This window comes from Sporosarcina sp. G11-34 (genome assembly GCF_026931025.1).
The window spans coordinates 128,952-153,306 of the sequence record NZ_JAHNZW010000002.1 but is presented as its reverse complement, the minus strand read 5'-3'; the positions used below and the strand labels follow the sequence as shown (position 1 = coordinate 153,306).

23 protein-coding genes and 1 other annotated feature are annotated in these 24,355 nt (G+C 40.1%); of the genes, 3 read left to right on the top strand and 20 right to left on the bottom strand.

From position 1 onward, the window contains the following. Positions 1-123: 123 nt before the first annotated feature. The 18 genes from KSU66_RS02825 to KSU66_RS02740 all read right to left on the bottom strand — a co-directional run bounded on the left by KSU66_RS02825 (position 124) and on the right by KSU66_RS02740 (position 18,641). Entirely contained in the window at positions 124-1,113 is a 990-nt protein-coding gene (locus KSU66_RS02825) for a hypothetical protein (protein ID WP_269049903.1), read from the bottom strand. A 107-nt stretch (positions 1,114-1,220) separates the two neighbouring features. Next, positions 1,221-1,646: a DUF4870 domain-containing protein gene (locus KSU66_RS02820; protein ID WP_269049902.1), complete on the bottom strand. Its 426-nt coding sequence runs from the start codon at positions 1,644-1,646 to the stop codon at positions 1,221-1,223. An 80-nt stretch (positions 1,647-1,726) separates the two neighbouring features. Further along, positions 1,727-2,431, bottom strand: a complete 705-nt coding sequence (locus KSU66_RS02815; protein WP_269049901.1) for a response regulator transcription factor — start codon at positions 2,429-2,431, stop codon at positions 1,727-1,729. 206 nt (positions 2,432-2,637) lie between these two features. After that, a complete protein-coding gene (locus KSU66_RS02810) occupies positions 2,638-3,690 on the bottom strand; it encodes a hypothetical protein (protein ID WP_269049900.1) in 1,053 nt (350 codons plus the stop codon). A 17-nt stretch (positions 3,691-3,707) separates the two neighbouring features. Beyond that, positions 3,708-4,436: a hypothetical protein gene (locus KSU66_RS02805; RefSeq protein WP_269049899.1), complete on the bottom strand. Its 729-nt coding sequence runs from the start codon at positions 4,434-4,436 to the stop codon at positions 3,708-3,710. 284 nt (positions 4,437-4,720) lie between these two features. Next, positions 4,721-4,888, bottom strand: coding sequence for a hypothetical protein (locus KSU66_RS02800; protein WP_269049898.1), 168 nt, complete (start codon positions 4,886-4,888; stop codon positions 4,721-4,723). A 101-nt stretch (positions 4,889-4,989) separates the two neighbouring features. Beyond that, positions 4,990-5,919 carry a threonine ammonia-lyase gene (gene ilvA, locus KSU66_RS02795; RefSeq protein ID WP_269050159.1) on the bottom strand — a complete coding sequence of 310 codons (930 nt, stop codon included), beginning with the start codon at positions 5,917-5,919 and terminating at the stop codon, positions 4,990-4,992. Positions 5,920-6,004: 85 nt separating this feature from the next. Further along, positions 6,005-6,604, bottom strand: coding sequence for a 3-isopropylmalate dehydratase small subunit (gene leuD / locus KSU66_RS02790; protein ID WP_269050158.1), 600 nt, complete (start codon positions 6,602-6,604; stop codon positions 6,005-6,007). Between the two features lie 73 nt (positions 6,605-6,677). After that, positions 6,678-8,087, bottom strand: a complete 1,410-nt coding sequence (gene leuC / locus KSU66_RS02785) for a 3-isopropylmalate dehydratase large subunit (protein ID WP_269049897.1) — start codon at positions 8,085-8,087, stop codon at positions 6,678-6,680. A 17-nt stretch (positions 8,088-8,104) separates the two neighbouring features. Then, on the bottom strand, positions 8,105-9,205 hold the full coding sequence (gene leuB, locus KSU66_RS02780; RefSeq protein ID WP_269049896.1) for a 3-isopropylmalate dehydrogenase: 1,101 nt from the start codon (positions 9,203-9,205) through the stop codon (positions 8,105-8,107). A gap of 33 nt (positions 9,206-9,238) precedes the next feature. After that, complete coding sequence (locus tag KSU66_RS02775) at positions 9,239-10,783, bottom strand: 2-isopropylmalate synthase (protein WP_269049895.1); 1,545 nt, start codon at positions 10,781-10,783, stop codon at positions 9,239-9,241. After that, on the bottom strand, positions 10,770-11,798 hold the full coding sequence (gene ilvC / locus KSU66_RS02770) for a ketol-acid reductoisomerase (protein WP_269049894.1): 1,029 nt from the start codon (positions 11,796-11,798) through the stop codon (positions 10,770-10,772). Before ilvC ends, KSU66_RS02775 begins: the two co-directional genes overlap by 14 nt. A gap of 27 nt (positions 11,799-11,825) precedes the next feature. Beyond that, entirely contained in the window at positions 11,826-12,341 is a 516-nt protein-coding gene (ilvN, locus tag KSU66_RS02765; RefSeq protein WP_269049893.1) for an acetolactate synthase small subunit, read from the bottom strand. Next, entirely contained in the window at positions 12,338-14,050 is a 1,713-nt protein-coding gene (gene ilvB / locus KSU66_RS02760; RefSeq protein ID WP_269050157.1) for an acetolactate synthase large subunit, read from the bottom strand. The genes ilvN and ilvB overlap by 4 nt, the downstream gene beginning before the upstream one ends. A 115-nt stretch (positions 14,051-14,165) precedes the next feature. Continuing rightward, positions 14,166-14,412 (bottom strand) — a binding site (T-box leader). 314 nt (positions 14,413-14,726) lie between these two features. Beyond that, positions 14,727-15,623 carry a choline/ethanolamine kinase family protein gene (locus KSU66_RS02755; RefSeq protein ID WP_269049892.1) on the bottom strand — a complete coding sequence of 299 codons (897 nt, stop codon included), beginning with the start codon at positions 15,621-15,623 and terminating at the stop codon, positions 14,727-14,729. Between the two features lie 52 nt (positions 15,624-15,675). Then, positions 15,676-16,473 (bottom strand): aspartate dehydrogenase, encoded by a 798-nt coding sequence (nadX, locus tag KSU66_RS02750; protein WP_269049891.1) that lies wholly within the window; start codon positions 16,471-16,473, stop codon positions 15,676-15,678. A gap of 56 nt (positions 16,474-16,529) precedes the next feature. Then, entirely contained in the window at positions 16,530-17,639 is a 1,110-nt protein-coding gene (gene menC, locus KSU66_RS02745) for an o-succinylbenzoate synthase (protein WP_269049890.1), read from the bottom strand. 111 nt (positions 17,640-17,750) lie between these two features. Next, positions 17,751-18,641 carry a LysR family transcriptional regulator gene (locus tag KSU66_RS02740; RefSeq protein ID WP_269049889.1) on the bottom strand — a complete coding sequence of 297 codons (891 nt, stop codon included), beginning with the start codon at positions 18,639-18,641 and terminating at the stop codon, positions 17,751-17,753. A gap of 121 nt (positions 18,642-18,762) precedes the next feature. Between KSU66_RS02740 and hutG the strand changes: the two genes are divergently transcribed. After that, positions 18,763-19,725 (top strand): formimidoylglutamase, encoded by a 963-nt coding sequence (gene hutG, locus KSU66_RS02735; RefSeq protein WP_269049888.1) that lies wholly within the window; start codon positions 18,763-18,765, stop codon positions 19,723-19,725. Further along, a complete protein-coding gene (gene gltS, locus KSU66_RS02730) occupies positions 19,709-20,899 on the top strand; it encodes a sodium/glutamate symporter (protein WP_269049887.1) in 1,191 nt (396 codons plus the stop codon). The genes hutG and gltS overlap by 17 nt, the downstream gene beginning before the upstream one ends. Positions 20,900-20,961: 62 nt before the next feature. Here gltS and KSU66_RS02725 read toward each other — a convergent pair whose 3' ends face one another. Further along, entirely contained in the window at positions 20,962-22,383 is a 1,422-nt protein-coding gene (locus tag KSU66_RS02725; RefSeq protein WP_269049886.1) for an SLC13 family permease, read from the bottom strand. A 378-nt stretch (positions 22,384-22,761) separates the two neighbouring features. On the opposite strand from KSU66_RS02725, the gene KSU66_RS02720 reads away from it, so the two are divergent. Further along, the gene (locus tag KSU66_RS02720; protein WP_269049885.1) at positions 22,762-23,943 is read left to right on the top strand and encodes an NAD(P)-dependent malic enzyme; all 1,182 of its coding nucleotides are present in this window, start codon (positions 22,762-22,764) and stop codon (positions 23,941-23,943) included. Between the two features lie 106 nt (positions 23,944-24,049). On the opposite strand, the gene KSU66_RS02715 is transcribed toward KSU66_RS02720, so the two are convergent. Next, on the bottom strand, positions 24,050-24,217 hold the full coding sequence (locus KSU66_RS02715) for a hypothetical protein (RefSeq protein WP_269049884.1): 168 nt from the start codon (positions 24,215-24,217) through the stop codon (positions 24,050-24,052). Between the last annotated feature and the right edge of the window lie 138 nt (positions 24,218-24,355).

The window sequence follows — 24,355 nt, the reverse complement described above, 5'->3', positions numbered from 1 at the left end:
AAAATGAGTAAACCATATTTCCCATTACAGGAACATGATGAATGTTCCGTCAATAAAAGTAGCCCTTCCGCAACAATTCACGGAAGGACTATCTATCTATTCACTCATAAAAAGTGCATCTTTTTAGGTTGCTATTTTTACGGCGGAAGCTGATTCAGGCCCCGCCTGTTCGCCTTTAGCAAATAAGCTTTTAAACTTACCAGAAACGCCTACTAGTTGTTGCTGCAAATCCATTGCCGGTTCAAGTCCTTCGATGCTCATTTGATAGGAACGAATCATCGCAATGGTTACAATTGGATCTATTAGCGCGCGTTTTAACGCGACCGTCAGTACATAGGCGCCAATAACCGCTATAGCCCCTAGAAAAAATCCTAGTTCAGGCGAATTTTTCGACATCAGTTTACCGATTCCCATAAGCGGTAATGCAAATACCATAAATGAGATAATACAAAATGCGTAAATAAAGACGACAGCACCAGCCGCGGTTTTAATAATACCCTTCCAGCTTTGCGCGTATAAAACGACCCCATCAGACGCTGACTTCCAAACTGTTTCTTCACGTTCTTCATTTTTCCTTAAAATAATATAACTCACTACAGCCTCATCGATATAATTTAAACTAACGGACATGACCGTATTTAAGATGCCAATAATATTTTTTGCTCCTGGGACAAAATTGAAAAACTCTCCGACACGAAGTATCCAACGTTGAATTTGTCTGACCGCACCATGAATTGCTTTGTCTACTACAAACGCAACGTTTGCCGAGCCAAAGTTTTTCTTCACCTGATCTTTTCCGTAAGCAATCTGGCCTTTCCCTTCTGGTATTGATCCATTTTTCAAAAGTTTGACGACGACAGATATATGCCCTACTTTCACCATATACATGACATATCGCTCAAGGAATTTCAACCCACCGTAAATAACTCCAAAAGTGATTAGCATAACAATAAGAAAGACCCCGGAAGCTTCACCAAATAACTTTAACAATAGAAACCCTATCGCAATCATAATGCCTAAAAACACTAAAGCCGCAGCGGCAAATAGTCCATAAATCATCATACGTGCAAACAAAAACGGCAAAGTACGCTTAACCAATTGCATTGTAGTCATACAAAGTATCTCCTTTCAATTTTTCAAGAAAAATGGAAGGCCTAGTTAGGAGAGACGAAGTCCAATCTCCCCTGTTAAGTCTGCACAAAAAATAAATGGAAGCACCCTTACTTAGGCGTCGAATGTTTTTCCGCCATATCTCCGATGATTGGCAATTTGAACATTTTTCCTTGGTATGCCTGATACATAAGGAAAACGGATAAGAAAAATATAATAGGTGAAATCAAGAGTGAGATAAGCCAACCAATTAGCGGAATATACCCTAAGATAATTCCCAATCCAAAGACGAAAATGAACAAGAATATTGCCTGCAACGCATGAAATCGAATGAACTTATTTTCTTTTTCAATAACGAGAAAAACAACCCCTGTGACGATTGAAAAGATATAACAGAGTAGAGCCGCAAGATTTTCATCTAATCCTGAAATCGTTGGTTGCTTTTCTAGCATGAGTGAAGATTCCTCCTCTTTGAAGATTGTTTGCTCAACATGTTCCGCTTGTTTTTTTTCCGAATGTTGATTATTATTTGTCATGCATATTTCCTCCTGTACTCTTTGTTTAGTTTAATAATAAAATAGAGAGGTTAAGATAACGTTAAGTTTTATGAATTAATCTATTTGGCTAATGCAAATCGATATCCGAATCCACGAGCAGTTTGAATATACTTCGGATCTGCGGGATTGAGTTCCAACTTACGTCGCAAATTACTAATATGCACCTTTACTGTTTGAGGACTTCCTTCCGAATAATACCCCCATATTTGGTCATACAATTGTTCGGCGGGCCATATGCGATTCGGTTCTTTCGCCATCAACACTAGAAGTTGGAACTCCTTGTTTGAAAGTACGACTTTTTCTCCACGGACAATAAGCTCGCATCGATGCAAATCAATTTGTATATCGTCAAATTTTAAGACAGAAGTTACTAGATCAGTAGCGTCCCTTTCCAGCCATTTGTTCCGCCTAAAAATTGCTTCAATACGTGCCTTAAGCTCGTGAAAGTCAAATGGTTTTGTTATATAATCATCCGCACCAATTTCGATTCCTTCTATACGATCCGCTAATTCTTTTTTACAACTTATAAAAAGGATAGGTATACTGGAAAACTCCCGAATTCTTTTACACACATCAAAACCTGTCATTCCAGGCATTTCAATGTCGAGCAGAATGAGGTCAATTTGTTCATTGCGAACGATTTCAATCGCCTGTTTTCCGTTTGCCGCACCTAGAACGCTATATTTCTTTTTCTTCAAGTAAAGTCGAATCAATTCGCGTATTCCGACCTCATCATCTACGACCAAAATTCTTTCATTCGCCATCCCGCTCCCTCCAATATTTAACTATTATTTATGCTTACAAGCATCTATTTTCTTAATTACTATATGAATTCAAATATTTTAATTTATTTGACTGAATATTCCACCATTAAATTAATTGTACAATAGAATTTATTAATTGGTAATAATTACAGCTTTTGTTGACGAAAAGCCCCTTCTTCTTTTGGAGTAAGGGGCGAAGTTAATCGTTATTCATCAATATTTTCCGTAATATTTATATGAGTCTCTGTTTTCTCCATTCCCATTTTCGTATTCGTGAGACTAACCAAAATATCGCCTTTTTCAAATTCTAATTCACCATACGTTGCGATTCCTTCATTTTTAATAACTAAAAAATTATTATCTTTTATATAGTTTTCATAGACATCAAATTCCTCAGTCCAGTATCGATTTACTTCGTATATTACAACAGCCTGTATTGCAGAATCATGATTTTTAATTTGTAGAAACTTGATTTTAGCACATTCGGGTAAAGGAAAATCATCGGTTAATATGCCCAATGCGGTATAAAATTCATCGGAACACTTTCCATATCCATTTCCCGTATGATTAATAATGGATTTAGTAATTTCGTATTGTTGAATCGGCGTTTCATTATATGCTATTTGCATTGTAATCGTGTCTTCTTCTGTTTGGGAGCTATTCATTGTCATTTCAATTCCTTTTCCAGATATCGCAAGTTCACTCTTTTTTTCTGTCTGTGAATTTACAGTGAATGAATACCCCGCATCCTCAAAAAATGTTTTATAGACTTCAGTTTCTTCCTCAATAGATCCCGGCGTATCATAATTTGCTATTATGATACGCTCATTCTCTTCGTCATCTTCTAAAATCTCCAAGTGGCGTATATACGTACAAGGCGGAATTGGAAATCCTTTTGGCAAGCGGTTTTCAAGCAAATAAAATTCATTGGCACAACCACCTAAACCTTCTACTTCATCCGGTTCGATGGTATTTTCTTGTTCTTGTTCCTTTACTTCTACATCAACCTCATTCACCACTTCACTCTTTTCTGGAGCGTTCTCTTCTTCTGTTGGATCTTTCTCTTCTATAGTCGAGGGCGTTTCATCTTCAACTACAACTTCCGTCACATCCTCAGTTTCTGTATCTTCTTCTGCCGGACTAATGGTAACGCCATCCGCTGAGATTTCAATGCTTCCCCCGTCGGTTAATGGAATCGAAACACATCCCGATAATAATAGAATTACTGAAAATATCGACATAAATGCTATCTTCTTCATTTATTCCACCTCCAATATTACTTTTTATCTTGAGGCGTGTCATAATGATAAAGAACAAAAGTTATCTGAACCAATTCCGTTTCATCGTCTGCATTCCGTTGTTTAAAATGCAAAGATAAGTCGTAATCGACGGTTTTTCCGCTTACCCGCGCAGACTGATCTTTTGCATCTTCACTCTTCGTCAGTGGTGAAAATCCCATTTCTTCCATGTATTCGACGTATAAGTCATAAACATCTGCCCAATAACCCTCTACTTTAAAATCGGATTCTATAACAGTAGCTTTATAGGTATTACTATAACTTTCTTTCGTCACACCCATTAACGTACACTCAGACAACGGAAAACTCGGCGGTGCTAGTTTTGCCAAAGCCTTCACCAATCTGTCATTTCCCTTAGGGTCTTCTATCAGCTCATCACAACTAGTCGTATCCGCTACAACTTGGGACTTCTTTTCATCTTTTTCTTTTCCAGGTGCGTCTTCTTTATCTATTTCATCGTCTTCAACAGCATTTTCTTCACTGGAAACATCATCTTCACTGACTGGATCTTCCTCGACTGGTTCGTCTTCTTCAATGATTTCTTTGACATCTGGATTTGCGTCTAATTCTTCTTCATCGCCGGGTGCAACGTTGACACCATCCTTTGCGATCTCCAATGTTCCCGCATCACCTAAAGGTATTGAAACACATCCCGTTACTAGCAACCCCGCTAGCAATATCGATATAATCATTAAGACTTTTTTCATCTACCCGCACCTCCGCCATTCTATTTCCTTCTACTCTATTCAAGGAAGGTTAAGAATACGTAAAGTTCGACAATTTAGTTGAATAAATTGCAAAAAACTCGTTATTCGTTGGATGTCCACTTAATCATCCGGATTGTCAGCTCTTTTCCGATTTATCTCCACTCTTTCATGCGGAATGTCAGCCCTTTCTCCCGATGTCCGCTCAATCACACCGATTGTCACCCCTTTTCCGATTTATCTCCACTCTTTCACGCGGAATGTCAGCGCCTTTTCCCGATCTCCACTCAATTGCCCGGATTGTCAACTCTTTTCCGATTTATCTCCACTCTTTCACGCGGATTGTCAGCCCTTTCTCCCGATGTCCGCTCAATCGCCCGGATTGTCACCCCTTTTCCGATTTTTCTCCACTCTTTCACGCGGAATGTCAGCCCTTTCTCCCGATGTCCGCTCAATCATCCGAAATGTCAGCCCTTTCCAAAAGAACCTCCCCCGCCTTCATTCCAAAGAACGCAAAAACACCCATTGAATGTCAATTGACATTCAATGGGTGTTTTTAAAAGTTTTGCACCGTATCTGTACTTACTCGAATACAGTTTCCTAGATTTCCAACGTCAAAGTTGCCCCCGCTGACGATGATACCGACTTTGTTCATTGGAGCAGGTAGTTTGTTACTTAGCACAGCTGCAATTGCCGCGGCTGCTGCCCCTTCTACGAGCATTTTTTCGCGTTCGAGCATAAAAAGAATTGCCGAAGAGATTTCTTGTTCCGAAACAGTTAACATATCATCCACATAATTATGAATAATATCCATCGTTAACTTGCCTGGTTCTTTGACACAAATTCCTTCAGCTATCGTTGGTAAGAAAGAAACAGATTTGTTTTTCACACCATGGAAAGAAGAAACTATGGCAGGCGAATTGGATGCTTGAACACCAATTACCTTTACATTTGGACGGATGCTTTTTACGGCTAGCGCCGTGCCGGCAAGTAAGCCACCGCCACCTGCCGGGACAACAATCGTATCCATTTCCGGACGTTGTTGTAGCATCTCCATAGCGACTGTCGCTTGCCCTTCAATTACCGCGCGATCATCAAACGGATGAATGAAGCTTGCCCCCGTCGCTAGCTGTTCAGCTCGCGCGGCGACATACGCTTCGTCAAAATTCTGACCAGCCAGTTTTACTGTTGCACCGTATTTACGGGTAGCACTTACTTTCGCTTCCGGAGTTGTTTTCGGCATATATATCGTAACGGGAATACCTCGTTTCCTACCCGCCAACGCAACGCCTTGTGCATGATTCCCAGCAGACGCAGCAATTAATCCTTTTTTGCATTCTTCTTCACTTAGCTGTGAAATTTTATTAAAAGCACCACGTATTTTAAACGAACCTGTTTTCTGTAAGTTTTCTAACTTTAAGTAAACTTCGGCATTCACCCATTCATTGAATGTCGCAGACTCTTTACAAGGTGTTCTATGAACAATATCTGCTAGCCTTTCAAATGCATCTAATAGACTTTCTAGATGATAATTTCCAACGGCAACATCTCCCTATTTTTTAGCTATGCAATTATGCCAGCTGTTGTTGTTTTTGCTTTTCTTCATAAGCAGCTATATGGTCTTCATGTTGGAAAGTTAACTCAATCTCATCCCAACCATTTAGCAACATTTTTTTATAATACGGGTCTATTTCAAACGAGTACGACTTCCCGTCTTGCCCAGTCACTGTTTGCTCTTCCAAATTGACTTGAATCGAATACGGATCCTTTTGACCTTTCGCCAGAAGTTCTTCCACTTCAGAAACTTCTAATGCGATAGGAAGCAATCCATTTTTCATACAGTTACTATAAAAGATATCTGCATAGCTTGGCGCAATTACAACGTTAAATCCGTAGTCCAATATGGACCAAGGTGCGTGTTCTCGAGAAGAACCGCAGCCAAAATTTTCATGCGCCACTAAAATCTTCGAGTTGTCAAAACGGCTATCATTCATAACAAAATCTTCAATTTTAGTGCCGTCCGCATTAAACCGCCAGTGATAAAACAAATACTTCCCGAATCCTGTTCGCTCAATACGCTTTAGAAATTCTTTTGAAATAATTTGGTCCGTGTCGACGTTGACACGATTCAGTGGCGTAATAACACTTTCTACTTTATTAATCGGTTCCAAGAAATCATCCCTCTCTAAAGGCATTCAACAGCTCCATTTTATTTAGCTAGGATTTCCCCCTCACTAAATGAAGTTAAACAGTCGTAAAGTTTTCCACTCTTACATCAACGAAATGACCTGCAATAGCCGCTGCTGCTGCCATCGTTGGACTTACTAAGTGCGTGCGAGCTCCTGCGCCTTGGCGTCCTTCAAAGTTTCGGTTCGATGTCGAAGCACATCTTTCACCTGCAGGTACAACGTCATCGTTCATTGCTAGACACATACTACAGCCTGATTCCCTCCACTCAAACCCAGCGTCCAAGAAGACTTGATCCAATCCGGCATCTTCGGCTTGTTGTTTAACTGTTCGGGAACCTGGAACGACAATCGCCGTGACAGATGGATGTACTTTAAGACCTTTGACAATTTTCGCCGCCGCTTCTAGGTCACTTAACCGCGCATTCGTACATGATCCAATGAAAACATGTTGAATGTCGATTGATGATAACGGCATTCCTTCTTCAAGACCCATATATTCTAGTGCATTTTTCAAGGATTCTTTGTCAGACTCCGATTCAAAATCAGATGAGTATGGAACATTTTTTGTAATGCCTGAACCCATTGATGGATTCGTTCCCCACGTAACAAACGGTTCGATTTCGCTCGTATCCAACTCAACGACCGTATCATACGTCGCATCTTCGTCAGTCGCAAGAGCCAACCACTGGGCTGCCTCTTTTTCAAAATCTTCACCTTCTGGAACGTGTCTACGACCTCTTAAATACTCAATCGTCGTTTCATCTGGGCTTATTAACCCGGCTTTTGCACCCGCTTCAATGGACATATTACAAACAGTCATTCGTTCTTCCATCGTAAGACTACGAATCGCTTCACCTGTATATTCCATAATATGACCATTTCCTACGTCAATACCAAATTTAGCAATGACCGCTAATATTAAGTCTTTTGCAGTTACGCCGTAACCTAGTTCGCCAGTAATTCGAACTTCCATCGTTTTCGGCTTTGCTTGCCAAAGTGTTTGTGTCGACAATACGTGCTCAACCTCACTTGTACCAATACCAAAAGCAATCGCTCCGAAAGCGCCATGTGTAGACGTATGACTGTCTCCACAAACAATTGTTTTACCAGGCTGAGTAAGTCCAAGTTCCGGTCCGATAATATGGACAATTCCTTGGTCTGGATGATCCATATTCGCAAGCGGAACACCAAACTCATCACAGTTTTTTTGTAAAGTAGAGATTTGTTTTTGCGCAATTGGATCTTTAATTGCATCCCGATTTCTCGTTGGAACGTTATGGTCCATCGTCGCAAAACATAAATCTGGACGTCGAACCGTTCGATTGGCTAGTCTAAGCCCCTCAAATGCCTGAGGAGAAGTGACTTCATGCAATAAATGAAGATCTATATAGAGCAAATCCGGCTTCCCTTTTTCTTCGTAAACTACATGCTGATCCCAAATCTTTTCAATAATCGTTTTAGCCATTACTACTTCTCCTTTCTTCAAGCGTACGTAAACATGATACAATCCGAAACGGACTGAAGATCAAGTTCATCTATTACTTTATTTGTCCACTCTTTTGTTGATAAAGCCCTGTCTTCGGGTCCGGCTAAGTCAGCTGTGAAAAAGCCGTTTTCGAATACAGCATTTACTGCTTCTTCAATTACACAAGCTTCTTTCGTCATTCCAAATGAATACTGTAGCATCATCGCAACTGACAAAATCGCCGCCGCTGGGTTTGCTTTTCCTTGACCTGCAATATCAGGTGCAGAGCCGTGAATTGGTTCGTATAAACCAAACCCGTCTGAACGAATACTTGCAGATGGAAGCACACCCATTGAACCTGTAATGACCGATGCTTCATCACTTAAAATGTCACCAAACATATTTTCCGTAATCATAACGTCAAATGCGCCTGGATTTGTAATGATTTTCATCGCCGCTGAATCGACTAGCATATGTTCCACTTCAACATCTGGATATGCTTTCTTCTTTTCTTCAACGATTTCTCTCCACAATTTACTTGATTGGAGTACGTTTTCTTTATCGACTGAAGTTACTTTCCCTCTGCGTAGACGAGCAAGTTCAAATCCTTTTTCAACGATTCGTGTAATTTCGTCTCGCGTGTAAACAAGTGTATCGACAGCTGAATTTTCTGTTCGACGGCTTGGTTCTCCGAAATATAAACCGCCCGTTAATTCCCTAACGATGAGCATATCTACATCTTTTGCAACTTCTTCTTTAAGAGGAGATGCGTGGAGTAACGATGGCACAGCTTTCACCGGCCGAAGATTAGCGAACAAATCAAAGTGCTTTCGTATCGCTAGTAATCCTTTTTCTGGGCGTAATTCTGAAGGGGTATGCTCCCATTTCGGGCCACCAACTGCACCGAGAAGAACTGCATCACTTGCTTCACAAAGAGCGACTGTCTCATCTGGTAAAGGCTTGCCTGTTTGATCAATCGCGTCGCCACCAATTAAGCCATGTGTAATGTGAAATTCATGTTTAAACCTTCTTGCGATTACTTGAAGTACCTTTACTGCCGCCGCCGTTACTTCTGGACCAACACCATCACCTGGTAGAACTGCTACTCTTTTTCCCATAATGAGTCCTCCTCCTTATATTTTCTAATTTAATCAATCATTAATTACTTCTTTCTCTTGTACATATTCATTGACTAGTTGTCTATTAATCGCATTTAAATACGCTTTTGCTGATGCTTCTAGAACGTCCTGCGCTGTGTCGCGTCCAGTTATTACTTGATCATCAATGCTTAGATTGACAACTGCTTCTGCAAGCGCATCTCGACCTTTACTGATTGATGTAACACGATAATCAAGAATATGAACTTTACCTTTAACAAGCTTTTCTAATGTGTTAAAGATTGCTTCAACAGACCCCGCCCCTGTCTCTGATACGGTTACACTTTCTCCACTTGGTAGAACAGCAGTAACCGTTGCAGTTGGCGCATCTTCTGTTTCATATTGAATTTGAACATTCGTCAATTTGTAAACTGGCGAATCTTTATATTGAATTTGCTGATTCGTAAACAAAACATACAAATCATCTTCTGTAATCTCTTTTTTACGGTCTGCCAATTTTTTAAATTCAACAAATGCCGCGTTCAGTTTTTCGTCGCTTAATTCGAAGCCCATCGTAATTGCCCGGTCACTGAATGCATGCCTGCCCGAATGTTTACCAAGAGCTAAAGGCTCTACCGCCGCACCAATTAAAGCTGGTGTGATAATTTCGTAGGTCTCTGGATTTTTCAACATACCATCTTGGTGAATACCTGATTCGTGAGCAAATGCATTTTTCCCGACAATTGCTTTGTTAGGCTGAATAACAACACCTGTTAACTGACTAACAAGCTGACTTGTACGCTTGATTTCTTGTAAGTTTAAGCCTGTTTCGAAGCCGTACACATCTTTACGAATATGAAGTGCAACCGCAATTTCTTCCAGCGCAACGTTTCCTGCACGTTCACCAAGACCGTTAATCGTACCTTCGACTTGGTCCGCACCGTTTTCAATCGCCGCAATCGTGTTCGCTGTCGCCATCCCTAAATCATCGTGGCAATGTGCAGAAAGCTTCACTTTATCAATTCCAGTAACATTTTCTTTCAAATACTTGAAAAGTGCACCGTATTCAGCGGGTGTTGCGTAACCAACCGTATCTGGCACGTTAATAGTAGTAGCACCTGCTTGAATAACTTGATTAATAATTCTGACTAGGAACTCCGGATCTGAACGAAATGCATCTTCAGCAGACCATTGAACGAGTGAAAACTTTTTCTTCGCGTATTTCACAGCTTCCACTGCAATTTCAACAACTTGATCGGGTGTCTTCATTAACTTATGTTCCATATGAATCGGTGATGTCGCTAAAAACACGTGGATATGTGGTTGTGCAGCCTGACGCAACGCTTCCCAAGTACGATCTATATCGCTTTTCATAGCTCGTGCAAGACCCGTTACCGTTGAGCCCTTCACTGTATTCGCAATGCGCTGTACAGCTTCGAAATCACCGGGGGATGAAGCAGGAAATCCTGCTTCAATAATCGTTACCCCTAGTTTTTCTAACTGACGTGCAATTTCAATCTTTTCCGCGGTATTTAAGTTAATGCCCGCGGCTTGTTCTCCATCTCTTAAAGTTGTGTCAAATATGTCAATCTTTCGCACTAGCCACCACTTCTTTCGCTTTGACTGATTCATTTACAAACGGCATCATTTCGCGAAGCTTTTTACCAACTTCCTCGATTTGATGTTTTTCTTCTTTTTCTGTAATTGCGTTAAATTTCGGACGGTTATCTTTGTTCTCTTGGATCCATCCTCTTGCAAACTCACCTGATTGAATTTCAGAAAGAAGAGCTCTCATACGATCTTTCGTGTCTGCATCGATAATACGGTCGCCTGCAACATAGTCGCCCCACTGTGCTGTATCAGAAATCGAGTAACGCATTCCTGAAAGTCCACCTTCGTACATTAGGTCAACAATTAGTTTTAGTTCATGTAGCGTTTCAAAGTATGCAAGTTCTGGTTGGTATCCTGCTTCAACAAGAATTTCAAATCCTGCTTTTACGAGTGCAGTTGTACCACCACAAAGAACTGCTTGTTCTCCAAATAGATCCGTTTCAGTTTCTTCTTTAAATGACGTTTCAAGAACGCCGGCACGCGCTGAACCAATTCCTTTTGCATAGGCAAGTGCAGTTTCTTGCGCTTTTCCTGACGCATCTTGATAAACAGCAAATAGTGCCGGTACGCCTGCGCCTGCTTCATATGTTCTACGAACTAAATGACCAGGTCCTTTAGGTGCAACTAGGAAAACGTCAACGTTTGCTGGTGGTTTAATTTCATCAAAGTGAACGTTAAATCCATGTGCAAAGACAAGTGATTTTCCTTCTTTTAGTGCAGGCTCGATTTCTTCGTCATAGACTTGTTTTTGTCTTTCATCGGGTAGAAGAACCATAATCAGATCCGCTTGTTCAGCAGCTTCTTTTACTGTTGCTACATTCATGCCATCTTCTTTAGCTGCGTCAAATGATTTTCCTTCGCGAACTCCAACAACAACGTCAAAGCCTGAGTCTTTCAAGTTTTGTGCATGTGCGTGACCTTGTGAACCGTATCCGATTACTGCAATCTTCTTGTCTTGTAGAACTTCCTCGTTGATATCATTGTTATAATACATTTTAGCCATTTTAATTTCCCCCTAATAGTTTGTTTTTTATTGTAATATGGAAAGCTGTGTTGACTGTGGCTTTTGTGTCTCTCGGACAAATGCGGTGGCACCTGTTCGAGTTAAATCTTTAATGCCATAAGGTCGTAGCAAATCTATAAACGCTTCGATCTTTTCAGGGTTTCCAGTCACTTGATACGTAATGACATTTTTAGCCGTATCAATGACGGTCGCCCTAAATGGTTCAATGATGCTATTCATTTCACTCCGCAGATGCGGTGGTGAAATGACTTTCACTAAAGCAAGCTCCCGCATAACGATTGCCTTGTCGGTAATGTCATTGACTTTAATGACATCGATTTGCTTTTGGAGTTGTTTAGTAAGTTGTTCAACTTTCTGCTCATCTTCAACATTTACGACGAATGTCATTTTGGACATTCCCGCTTTTTCTGTGTGACCGACCGTAATGCTTTCAATATTGAATTGTCTTTTCATGAGCAAGCCCGTCACCCGGTTTAACACTCCACTTTGATTAATTACCGTTACGGTAATGACTCGTTTCATTTGCGGCTCACCCCTATCATTTCATGTAAACCGGTACCTGGTACAACCATCGGATATACATTTTCTTGTTGATCTACTCGGCAGTCGATAAGAACGGGTTCATCTGAAAGCAACGCTTCTTTGAATATCGCTTCTGCCTGATCAGGTGTTTCGATTTTATATCCTTTAATGTCATACGCTTCGGCTAACTTCACAAAGTCCGGTTGGACAGGTACTAATGATTGCGAGTACCGTTTTTCGTAAAATGTTTCTTGCCATTGGCGTACCATACCGAGAGATTCATTATTCAGAATTACGATTTTAACAGGCATTCGGTGTTCTTGAAGTAACGATAATTCTTGTAATGTCATTTGGAATCCAGCGTCGCCAACAATCGAAACAACTTTCGCTTCTGGTCTGGCGAGTTGTGCACCAATAGCTGCCGGGAATCCGAAGCCCATTGTACCGAGGCCTCCAGAGGTTACCCAATTATTCGGATTATTGAACCTGTAATATTGCGCCGTCCACATTTGGTGCTGCCCAACGTCCGTTGTAACAATTGCATTTCCTTCCGTGATCCTGTGAATCATTTCAATTGCTTGTTGTGGTAGCAATCTTGGTTTGTTTTCTGTTTCGTACCATAGCGGATAATTTTCAACAGCTGCTTTCAAATGGGTAATCCATTCATCCGCTTTTGGCGATTCAAATTCTTGTTTTAGTAATTCTTTTAATGCTTCTTTCGCATCTGCAACAATCGGGATTTCCGTATGAACGTTTTTCCCTATTTCAGCAGGATCAATATCGATATGAATGACTTTCGCATGCGGTGCAAACATATCCAAATTACCTGTCAGGCGGTCATCGAAGCGTGCACCGATATTGAGTAACAAATCACATTCACTAATTGCAATATTCGATGCGTACGTTCCATGCATACCTGCCATTCCTAGGAACAATTCATGTTCACCGTGAATACTGCCTAAACCAAGAAGCGTATTCGTTATAGGAATGCGGTGTGTTTCAACGAGTTCTTTTAACTGGTCCATCGCTTGTGCATGAAGAACTCCTGCACCTGCAAGGATAAGCGGTTTTTTTGCGGCTGCGATTGCCTTACCTGCTTTTTGTATTTGTAAAAAGTTTGGCGTTGTCGTTGGCTGGTAACCCGGTAAATTTACTTCGTCATTCTTAATTGAAGGAGCTTCGAATATCTCGGTCGCAATATTTTTTGGAATATCGACTACAACCGGACCTGGTCGACCCGTGGAAGCGATATGAAACGCTTCGTTAATAATTCTCGGAAGATCTTTTATATCGTTCACTTGATAGTTATGTTTTGTTATTGGTTGAGTAATTCCGATAATATCGGCTTCTTGAAACGCGTCTGTTCCAATAACTGCTTTCGCAACTTGACCCGTAAAGACGACTAACGGTAAGGAGTCCATCATCGCGTCCGTAATGCCTGTTACTAAATTCGTTGCACCTGGTCCGGAAGTGGCAATGACTACGCCAGTCTTGCCAGAAACACGTGCATACCCTTCAGCTGCATGAATGGCGCCTTGTTCGTGACGAGCAAGTATGTGGGATATCGGGTTTTTATATAACGCATCATAAATTGGTAGTACAGCGCCGCCTGGATAGCCGAAAATAATTTCAACACCTTGGTCCTTCAGCGCCTGAATGAGTACTGCTGACCCATCTTGTATTTCTTTAACTTGCTCATTGTCTTTCATCGATTCCGTGTGTACTTGCTTCGTTTGAACTTCAGCATTCATCGACAAACTCCTCCTTTATAATTTTTCCATAAAAAAAGCCTTTTCACCCCACGCAAAGAAATTTCTTTCTTTGCATAGGGATGAAAAAGCTAATTCATGGTACCACCCTTGTTCGTAGCAAAATGCTACCTCGTGAATAGACAGTGTCTATTCGGTTGTAACGAGCAAAGAAGTTCTTCGCTCGAGACTACATAATCAGTTTCCTTTTCAGTAGTCCACTCCGAGGTGATGTCGCAAATAGTTGTACTGTCGGCTTCCAGCATGACCGACTCTCTGTGAATACAAATATCTATTTACTTTTTCCTCATCATTGTTTTAGTTATATTTAGTTTTTAAATTTAAGTTTAGTTAGTAAGTTTGTGAAATCCATCACTAACTGATTAGGATTGATGTTATCATATCGCGGAAAAGCGTAAGAGTCAACCGCTTTACCGAAATTGTTAATCAATTTAGAATCTTACACTTTACTGTATCCGCTTTCATCATTGATAAATCAATAGTTGTAAATTCATTAATATTTTTAAAATTTTTATTAAATCACTCTAATTCAAAGCGATGTAACCATCCTGGCTCGATAGGAACCCACAAAAAAACCTTTAATGCATCTGTGTGCACTAAAGGTTTTTCCATTTATTCACAAAACATTCCCACCCCGAAAGGTTTCTTCAAATACTTTTAGATTCTTTTTCGCACGTTCAAAACGCTTTTGTCCATAGATTCCAAAGTCATCACCTTTTGCTTCTTTAAACATCGTCCACAAACTCCAAAGATAATCTTGAAAGATCTTATGCATAAGAACTCGTTCAGATTCTACTTGAGATAAAGGCCTTTTAAAGTAAAACGAAAAAAACTGTTCTTCTTCCGATTCTGAAAAACCGGACTCCATCGAATAGGCAGCAAGATCCCACAAAGGATCAAACATTCCACTGTACTCCCAGTCGATCAAATACAAATCTTCGGTGCCCTTTAAAATAAAGTTCGTATACGATGGATCAATATGGCTTGGGCATTCCTCTACGACTAATGATTCATAATAGACTTTCAGCGCTACAACCGCTTTTTTCACTTCTTCGTATCCTTGAAATTTTTGAACATGCTCCTGTAAAACAAGCATTTCGAAACGCTTGATTAAGGAGAAAAGGTCAAATCGATTATTCATTGGAATTGGGGAACTGTGAAGCTTTGTAAACACACTTGCCACCATTTGCATTGTTTCCGAAACGTTTGCGGTTTGTGGCGTTAATGTATTTGCATCGCTAATTTCCTTTGTTATTTTCAAACCACTTTCCACATTGAAATAGATATGTTTCGGGTTAATGCCCAATGCGGCAGTAAGCTTCAAATTTTCTTCCTCTTCTTTTCGCTTAATAAAACTTCCCGTTCCATTCCCAGGTACCCGCACAATATAACGTTCATCGTTTATCGCTACAAGATAATTAATATTCGTCATTCCACCGAGCGTATGAATAATTTCAACATCGGCTTGAGGTAGACCTAGCACTACTTTAATAGATCTGAGTAACTTCTCCATTTCAATCTGATGCCCCTTTCCGGTTAAATGACGGAACTACTCTTTTTAAATTTCAACCGATGCATATTTCTTCGTTTAAAGATTTTAAAGAAGACAAAATGCTTAAAGCGGTTAAATAACTCGTTTGTGGGTTCGATGGCGATGGGTTATTTTCGATTTTCATTTCCATTTCCCCAAAGGCACCGCGCGCCCTAATGCTGTGAATGTTTTTTTCAACAGAAGGATCGGCAATAATCTTCACTTTTGTTTTCTCCACCCCAATACCTGCTAAAGATAAAGTGATGGCTACATTCATATTTTTTGGATAACGTTCGATGGCTTCTTTTGCAGTGCCTTCAAACAAAATCGTTTCTCTCGTTAATGATTCGTTTAATAATGCCGCGAGCGGTTTTCGTGTCACTAAAGCTACTTCATCCAATCCGCCAGCCACTTTTGCTGCTTTTATTATGTCTAGTCCACCTATCGCTCCCGACGGTAAATACACTTTTCGATTATTTAACGCAGAAGTTGTCCTTAACTCGTTATACAATTCTATGTCGACTAACGCCCCAACACTCGTAATTAATAAATCTTTTTTAGTAACTATGCGGGTTGCATATTGTGTAACTACTTGAATGCCTGCACACTCAATTATAATATCTACATCTGACTCCAAAAAAGATTCCAGTTTAGTAAAAGATGACAACGCATATGTCGTCGAGAGTTGTTGCAAAGTTTCAACCGACTTTTCCCTACTGTCGTACACCGACTCAACTCGGTATCCGGGTAATAACTGATTCTTATTGAATGTTTCCAATAAAAACATCCCAATTGTACCGATACCAATTAGCCCAATTTTAACAGCACTCACGCCTTTTCAAGATAATAAAGATAATTTTCAGTAACCCCTGCTTTGCCTTGTCGCGATTACGCCTTATAATTCATTGTTTCTACAGTGTACTTGGCCATCACTTCAAGATTCGGAACATATCCAATCCCGTAATCGGTCGGCACGGTAATATAACCATTTTCGACGACGACTTCGGGTGAAATAATATCTTCCTCCCAATAACGTGAAGACCCGGCTGTATCTCCTGGTAAAATGAAATTTGGAAGCGTCGTTAATGCGATGTTGTGCGCACGTCCAATTCCCGACTCCAACATACCCCCACACCAAACCGGTATATTACGTTCCATACAAAAGTCGTGAATCTTTTTCGCTTCCGTCAATCCACCAACTCGTCCAATTTTAATATTAATAATTTTACTACTACCAAGTTCAATCGCTTTTCTCGTATCTTCGAGCGAATGAATGCTTTCATCTAAACAAATCGGCGTTGAAAGTTCTTTTTGTAATTTTGCATGATCGATAATATCGTCCGATGCAAGCGGTTGTTCAATCATCGTTAAATTGAATTCATCGAACTGCTTAAGAAGCTCCACATCATCCAGCGTGTACGCTGAATTAGCGTCTGCCATTAATGGTACATCTGGAAAGTTCTTTCTTAGTTCGCGCAACACTTCAATGTCCGCGCCCGGTTTAATTTTCACTTTGATACGCTTATACCCTTCTTCCACAAAGCCTCGAACAACTTCGACTAAGTCTGCTACATTTTCTTCGATGCCAATACTAATTCCGACTTCGATTTGGTTTAATTCGCCGCCTAATGCTTTGGCAAGCGTCATTTTGTTTCGTTTCGCATATAAATCCCAAATGGCTCCTTCAACAGTCGATTTCGCCATATTATTTTTCCGAATCGCACCGAATAACTCACTTACTTCGTCGGGGTGCCCTATTTCTCTTTCTAACACAAGGGGGATTAAAAAGTCTTGGATCATGTGTAAATTCGTTTGTGTTGTTTCCTCACTATACCAAGGCGCTTCAAACGCAACCGATTCTCCCCACCCCGTGTTCCCAAGCTCATCTTTTACCTCTAATAAAAGAAAGCCTTTTTCTTGAAACGTACCAAAGCTCGTCGTAAATGGGTTTTTCATCATCATTTTCATTTTCCGAATCGTTATTTCTTTAATAATCATTCAAATTCTCCTCCATTATATTGAGATAGTTACCCGAATAGTATATCAACAATTGTATGTCACTTTTTCCCGTTTTGCTTATTTGTATAATTTTCCACTGGATAACGAAGGCTATTGGCTCTTCCCAAAGAAACTTTTGGTTTCATCTATAAACGCTTGCGTGGCCGGGGACACATATCTGTTTTTCATATGCGTTAAATAGACAGTCCTCGTTAGCGCCGTAGAGTCGATGATCTTACTTACAACTTGCATGTTTTGGCGACCTTGTAAATAGTTTTCTGGCATCAAAGCAATACCTAAGTTTTCCTGGACTAAACTCAAGGCAGTTTCGAAACGTTCAATTTCAAATTTAATGGTCGGCTCCACCTTTTCTAATTCAAATGCCCTCAGTATATCTTCCCTCGTTTGGAACCCTTCACTGCTAATGATGAACTGTTCATTCTCCAATGCTTTCAATAAGATTGATTCATTATTCACGAGTGGATGACTTTCGTGAAGGACGAGAACAAGGTTTTCCTCGTATAAAGGAATGGTTTCGATATCTTCTTCGTCGATTGGCTGATTTGTAATAATGAAATGCGTTGCATACGTCCTTAACGACTTTTTGACGGCATCCCTTGCTAATACTTCTGTAAATGTAATGTGCATATTCGGAAACTCGTTCTCGTAGCGGTGAATTACTTTTGGAATCCAGTGCTTCACCGATTCAATCATACCAATTTGAAGCTCCCCACTTCCTACAAGCTTCACTTCTTTCATTTCTTTTTCCACAATATCCATTTCTAACAAAAGATGAAGCGCTCGATCATACAAAACGTTTCCCGCATCCGTAAGTCTAATATTTCTTGTCGTTCGTTCAAGCAGTTTAAATCCTAACTCATTCTCCAAACTTTTAATCGCATTGCTAAGCGAAGGTTGGGAAATATGCAATTTTTGCGCCGCTTTCGAAAAACTCATCTGATCAACGACATTCACAAAATAACTTAGTTGTTTTAAGTCCATAATAAGCCTCCCTTCGTCACTTATAAGTTCAAGCTATTACTTAATAGTAATTATATATTAGAAATTATAAATATACTCCTATATACTTCAAATAAGTTATGTAGAAAGGAAGGTTTTAGTTATGAAAAATAGTTTTAAAAATATATGGTCTGGAAGAACAGACCACCTTACAAATAGAGCTAGTTTCCGGTATCACCAAGTAATTGAGCCTGCAACAGTCGATAACTTGTCCGGGTCCAATGAAACTTGTGCACTTATTGGATTTGAATCGGACGAAGGAGTACGCCGAAACAAAGGATTACTCGGTGCCGCAACCGCCCCAAACGAACTGCGTAAAGAGCTTGCCAAGCTACCTTGGAAGTTTCCTATAGAAAAACAAATTGTCGATTTAGGAAATATTACATGCCAAGGAAACGAACTTGAAAAAGCCCAGCAAGAACTAGGCGAAACAATTTTCAACGTACTATCGAAAGCAACAACCCCGATTATTCTTGGCGGCGGTCATGAAACCGCTTACGGACATTATTCTGGCGTACGAAAATATATTGGTGAAGATGCAAGCCTTGGCATTATTAATATTGATGCACATTTTGATATTCGGTCTTATGAAGAACAGACTTCTTCTGGAACAATGTTCAGACAAATACTTGAAAATGATGAGCGCACGGATTATCTTGTTCTCGGAATCCAGCGCTATGGCAACACGCAAGAGCTTTTCGACAAAGCGGACAAATTCGGCGTAACATACATTTACGAAGAAGCGATGGCGGTTGGAAATACCGACACGATACTTGAAAAGTTCATTGACCAACATGATTTTGTCATGCTTACATTATGTACAGACGTGTTAAACGCGGCTTTTGCACCCGGTGTCAGTGCCCCATCGCCCTTTGGATTGGATCCCGCAATTGTGCGCTCGATTATTCAAACCGTCACATCCCATAAGAAAACACTTTCTTTCGATATATCGGAAGTAAACCCTGTGTTAGACGAAAATAACCGCACCGTAAAACTTGGCGCTTATTTAACAAACGAAGCCATTACTTCATTTTTAGGGAGGAACATAAATGTCACTAGAACTTAACCAAGTCACCACCATTTTCCTAGCCATTGCACTGTTAGTTTTAGGGATGGTCTTAACGAGAAGGGTTGGGTTTTTAAAGAAATTCTGCATCCCAGCTCCAGTTGTCGGCGGATTATTGTTTGCCTTGTTTGCAACGTTGTTCAAATCACTGGGCTGGTTGCACATTACGCTTGATACATCATTACAAAGTTTATTTATGCTTACATTTTTCACAACAATTGGATTAGGCGCTAGTTTTAAATTGATCAAACTTGGCGGTAAACTACTTGTCGTTTACTGGCTCGCTTGCGGATTTTTAGCGCTTGCCCAAACTACGATTGGTGTTTCCATGGCTTACTTATTCGATCTACATCCACTAATCGGGATGATGGCTGGTGCCGTATCAATGGAAGGCGGACACGGTGCGGCAACTGCATTCGGTCAAACAGTTGAAGAGTTAGGTATCAATTCCGCACTTTCAATCGGTGTTGCGGCAGCAACATTCGGCCTTGTTGCAGGCGGACTTGTTGGTGGCCCGATTGTCAAACACCTCATTTCAAAACACGATTTAAAACCCTCGGAAACAGCCGTTGGTTCGCATTTCACTCTAGATGAAAACGAAAAGCCAATCCATACAGATACATTTTTCACGCAACTTGTAATTATTACATTTTGTATGGCACTTGGAACGTACTTAGGTGAATTGTTCTCTACTGCAACAGGCTTTGTCCTTCCGGGTTATGTTGGTGCGATGTTCCTTGCGGTTATTGTTCGGAACATTATCGATAAATTCAATCCAAAAATTGTTGATATGAAAAGCATCGGATTAGTGAGCGATGTGACTTTAGGCATTTTCTTATCGATGGCACTAATGAGTATCAAACTTTGGGAAGTTGCAGACTTAGCTTTGCCATTACTTGTAATCGTCTTTGTACAAGTTGTATTCATCGTCCTTTTCGGTATATTTGTCCTTTTCCGCTTACTTGGAAAAGATTATGATGCTGCGGTTATGGTCGCCGGTTTCACGGGACACGGACTTGGAGCTACACCTAACGCAATGGCCAATATGGCAGCCGTCACAGAAAGATTTGGACCGTCAACAAAAGCTTTCCTTATCGTTCCAATCGTTGGCGCGTTCTTGATTGACGTCTTTGCAATACCGATTATCATTACGACTATTAACTTATTTCAGTAATGTCAGAAAGTCCTCTTCAGCTTTAAAGCTGAAGAGGACTTTTTATTTACGCGCTGATAAAATTAAATCAATCCAATCCATTTCCACCACGTAGTCGCAACAAGTATCGTTGCAAGAATCGTTAGGAAGGTTGCATACAAACCAGGTTTTAAAAAATCTTTTTGCGAAATCATTCCTGTACTATGCACCAGCAAGTTGGGCATGGATTCTACGACTAATACATAACCAAACAAACAAGTTAACCCCGTCACAAATCCAACAGCAAGCGGATCGATTCCGGCATTGACGGAGACACTAATTATGATTGGAACTAGCGTCACAACCGCCGTCGAAACGTTCGATATCATTTTATGGAATACTTGCGCAATCAACATCACAACAATAACCGCCAATAACGGGTTCTGAATTAATTCCAAAAACCAATTCACACTCAAATAGTCACTAATGGTATGTGCTGCACCCGAATCAACAAACGTGTACCCCATCGATAAAGTGACGCTTAATAATAAAACGGTGTTGTAATTGATTTGCACAACGGTTTCCCAAGAGGCAACCCCGATTTTCGGTAATGTCATAAGGACAACACCTATTAAAGCAGGAACGCTAGGATGCAATCCGTGAAGCGGCTCAGTCAACCATAAACCAACAAGGACGATCAAAATGACTAAACAACGGATTTCTTTCTGATTGACCGGTCCCAATTTTTCAATTCTTTCAGCCATTTCAGCTTCAATGATCGGAAAGGATTGATGCTCTTTTGGCAATGGAAACATCTTCAACAACAAAATCCATATAGTTGGTATTAAAATAAGCCATAAAGGAAACGTATAGAAAAACCATTGGAAATACGTTATTTTAATTCCCGAAAAACGATTAAGCAGTTCTACGGTTAAAATATTTCCAATCGCTGCGGTCATAACAGCTGTACCGCTAATCACACCACCATACGCCACACCTAGCATGAGCATTCTCCGCAAATTACTACCTTGCTTTGCATCTACCGTTTCGATAATCATCGTAGAAACTGGCAACATAAGGGCCGATCGAACAGCTGTCGATGGGATAAAAAATGCTTGTATTTGCTGAATAACAATAATACTCCCTAATAATCCTTTTGCATCACTCCCCCACTTCTTTACTATTTTGTACGATATCCGCTTAATGAGTGATGTTTCGTTTACGGCTGTTGCAAGCATCATACCCGCAACAATTAAATACGTAGCCGGTGAAGAAAAACCGCTAAAAATTATAGCCATATCAGCCACATTAAATATAAGCATTAGTAATAAGATAATTAGTGCGGTAAGTCCTATTGGAATTGGTTCAAATGTCCATAAAATAATTCCAAATGTAATAATCCCAGTCATCATTTTTGCAGAAGTGGAAAACGTATCTGGTAATCCAATAGACATAATTAGGAAACCAACAACGGCAAATGCAATCGCTATATACATTTTCCACTCTTTATTCAAAGAAATCGTCATAGCTTTCAGCCTTCCCCGTTTGAACAATCTACTTTTCATCATAACTGTTTTTCTAATTTTCCGTCAAGCATAGCAAGACCAATGATGATAGTTTTATCGAGCTGTTGATTTCGGTTGCGAGCGGACGCCCTTCACTACAATCAACTAGGTGTCACATTCTTCAATTCAACCCGTATAGCCTAATATTTTTCCCCAACGAACAGAAACTTCTTTGAATCTTTATTTCACAACGATGAAAGCACTTTCTAATGTTCTTTTTGGGCACCTTTCAATCTCCGTTTACAATAAAAAAGTTTATTTTCATTGTATTTATTGGTCTTTCGTGCTATTAATTAGAATACTCTAAAAAACAACATCAAGATGGGATGGGGATCTTTCATGGTAAAAACACTTAGTTCTGCTTTACAAATGCACCAAGCCCGTAAAGGAAAGATGGAAATCGTTTCTAAAGTTCCTTTAGAAAATAGCAAAGATTTAAGCTTGGCCTATTCACCTGGGGTTGCGGAGCCCTGTTTAGAAATTCAAAAGACCCCTTCTGCCGTATACGAATATACAATTAAGGGAAACTTGGTAGCTGTTGTTACAGATGGAACAGCTGTATTAGGTTTGGGTGATATTGGACCCGAAGCAGCACTTCCTGTAATGGAAGGGAAAGCGTTGCTACTTAAAAAGTTTGCAAACATTGATTCTTTTCCAATTTGCTTGGATACGAAAGATGTCGATGAGATTGTTAACATCGTAAAAGCGATTAGCCCAACTTTTGGCGGCATTAATTTAGAAGACATTTCTGCTCCAAGATGTTTTGAAATTGAAAAAAGACTAAGAGAAGAATGCAATATTCCCGTTTTCCATGACGACCAACATGGTACCGCAATCGTAGTAGGCGCGGGTTTACTTAACGCACTCAAAGTTGTCGATAAAAAAACTAGCGACATAAAAGTTGTAGTCAATGGTGCGGGTGCCGCGGGTGTTGCGATTGTTAAACTACTAAAAGTGATCGGCATTGAACACATTATCATGTGTGATTCAAAAGGAATCATTTACAAAGGTCGTCAAGAAGGCATGAACACAGTGAAAAATGAAATGGCTGAAATCACAAACCGATCACTTGAACAAGGTGCCTTGGAAGATGCCATGCTCGGTGCAGATGTCTTTATTGGCGTGTCAGTCGCCAACCTTTTGACAAAAGAATTAATCGACTGTATGAATGAAAACCCGATTGTTTTTGCACTTGCAAATCCTACGCCAGAACTAATGCCCGACGAAGCAAAAGAATTCGGGGTACGAATTATCGCTACGGGACGTTCTGATTATCCAAACCAAGTCAATAACGTATTGGCATTCCCGGGTATTTTCCGGGGCGCGTTGGATGTTCGAGCAACGGATATTAATGAGCAGATGAAACTTGCCGCAACTTACGCAATTGCTTCGTTAATAAAAGAAGAAGACCTAAGGGATGATTATATTATTCCCGATGCATTCGACAAACGAATTACTGAAGTAGTTGCAGAAGCGGTTGGTCGGGCGGCCATTCAATCCGGGGTTTCCTTACTCAACTAATCGATAACGAGGTTGTCTGGCCTTGGACAATTTTGTTCTAAGACTAAATAGAAATTAAAAAATCCGCCAAAGGGGTCTGAGTAGACGCCTTTAGCGGATCTTTTCATTAATCAATATATGTTCCTTCATACTTGTCCGTCAATTCTTCAAAGACTACTGAGGATAAAAAACCCCTCGATTTCATATTAATCACAAATTCCTTTAGTTCTTCTTTCAACTTAACTATTTCCATGTCTTTTGGTTCATCTTCATACCGTATACTTGTCGTTGCCATCTAATCATCATACTCCCTTCAACATAATGGTATAATGGATTCATTCAATTCTAATGATTACCCTATGATAGTCTTTAGTAGCCATACTTTTTGATCATTACAATATACAACGTCTTTCACTTCTAACATATATTCAAT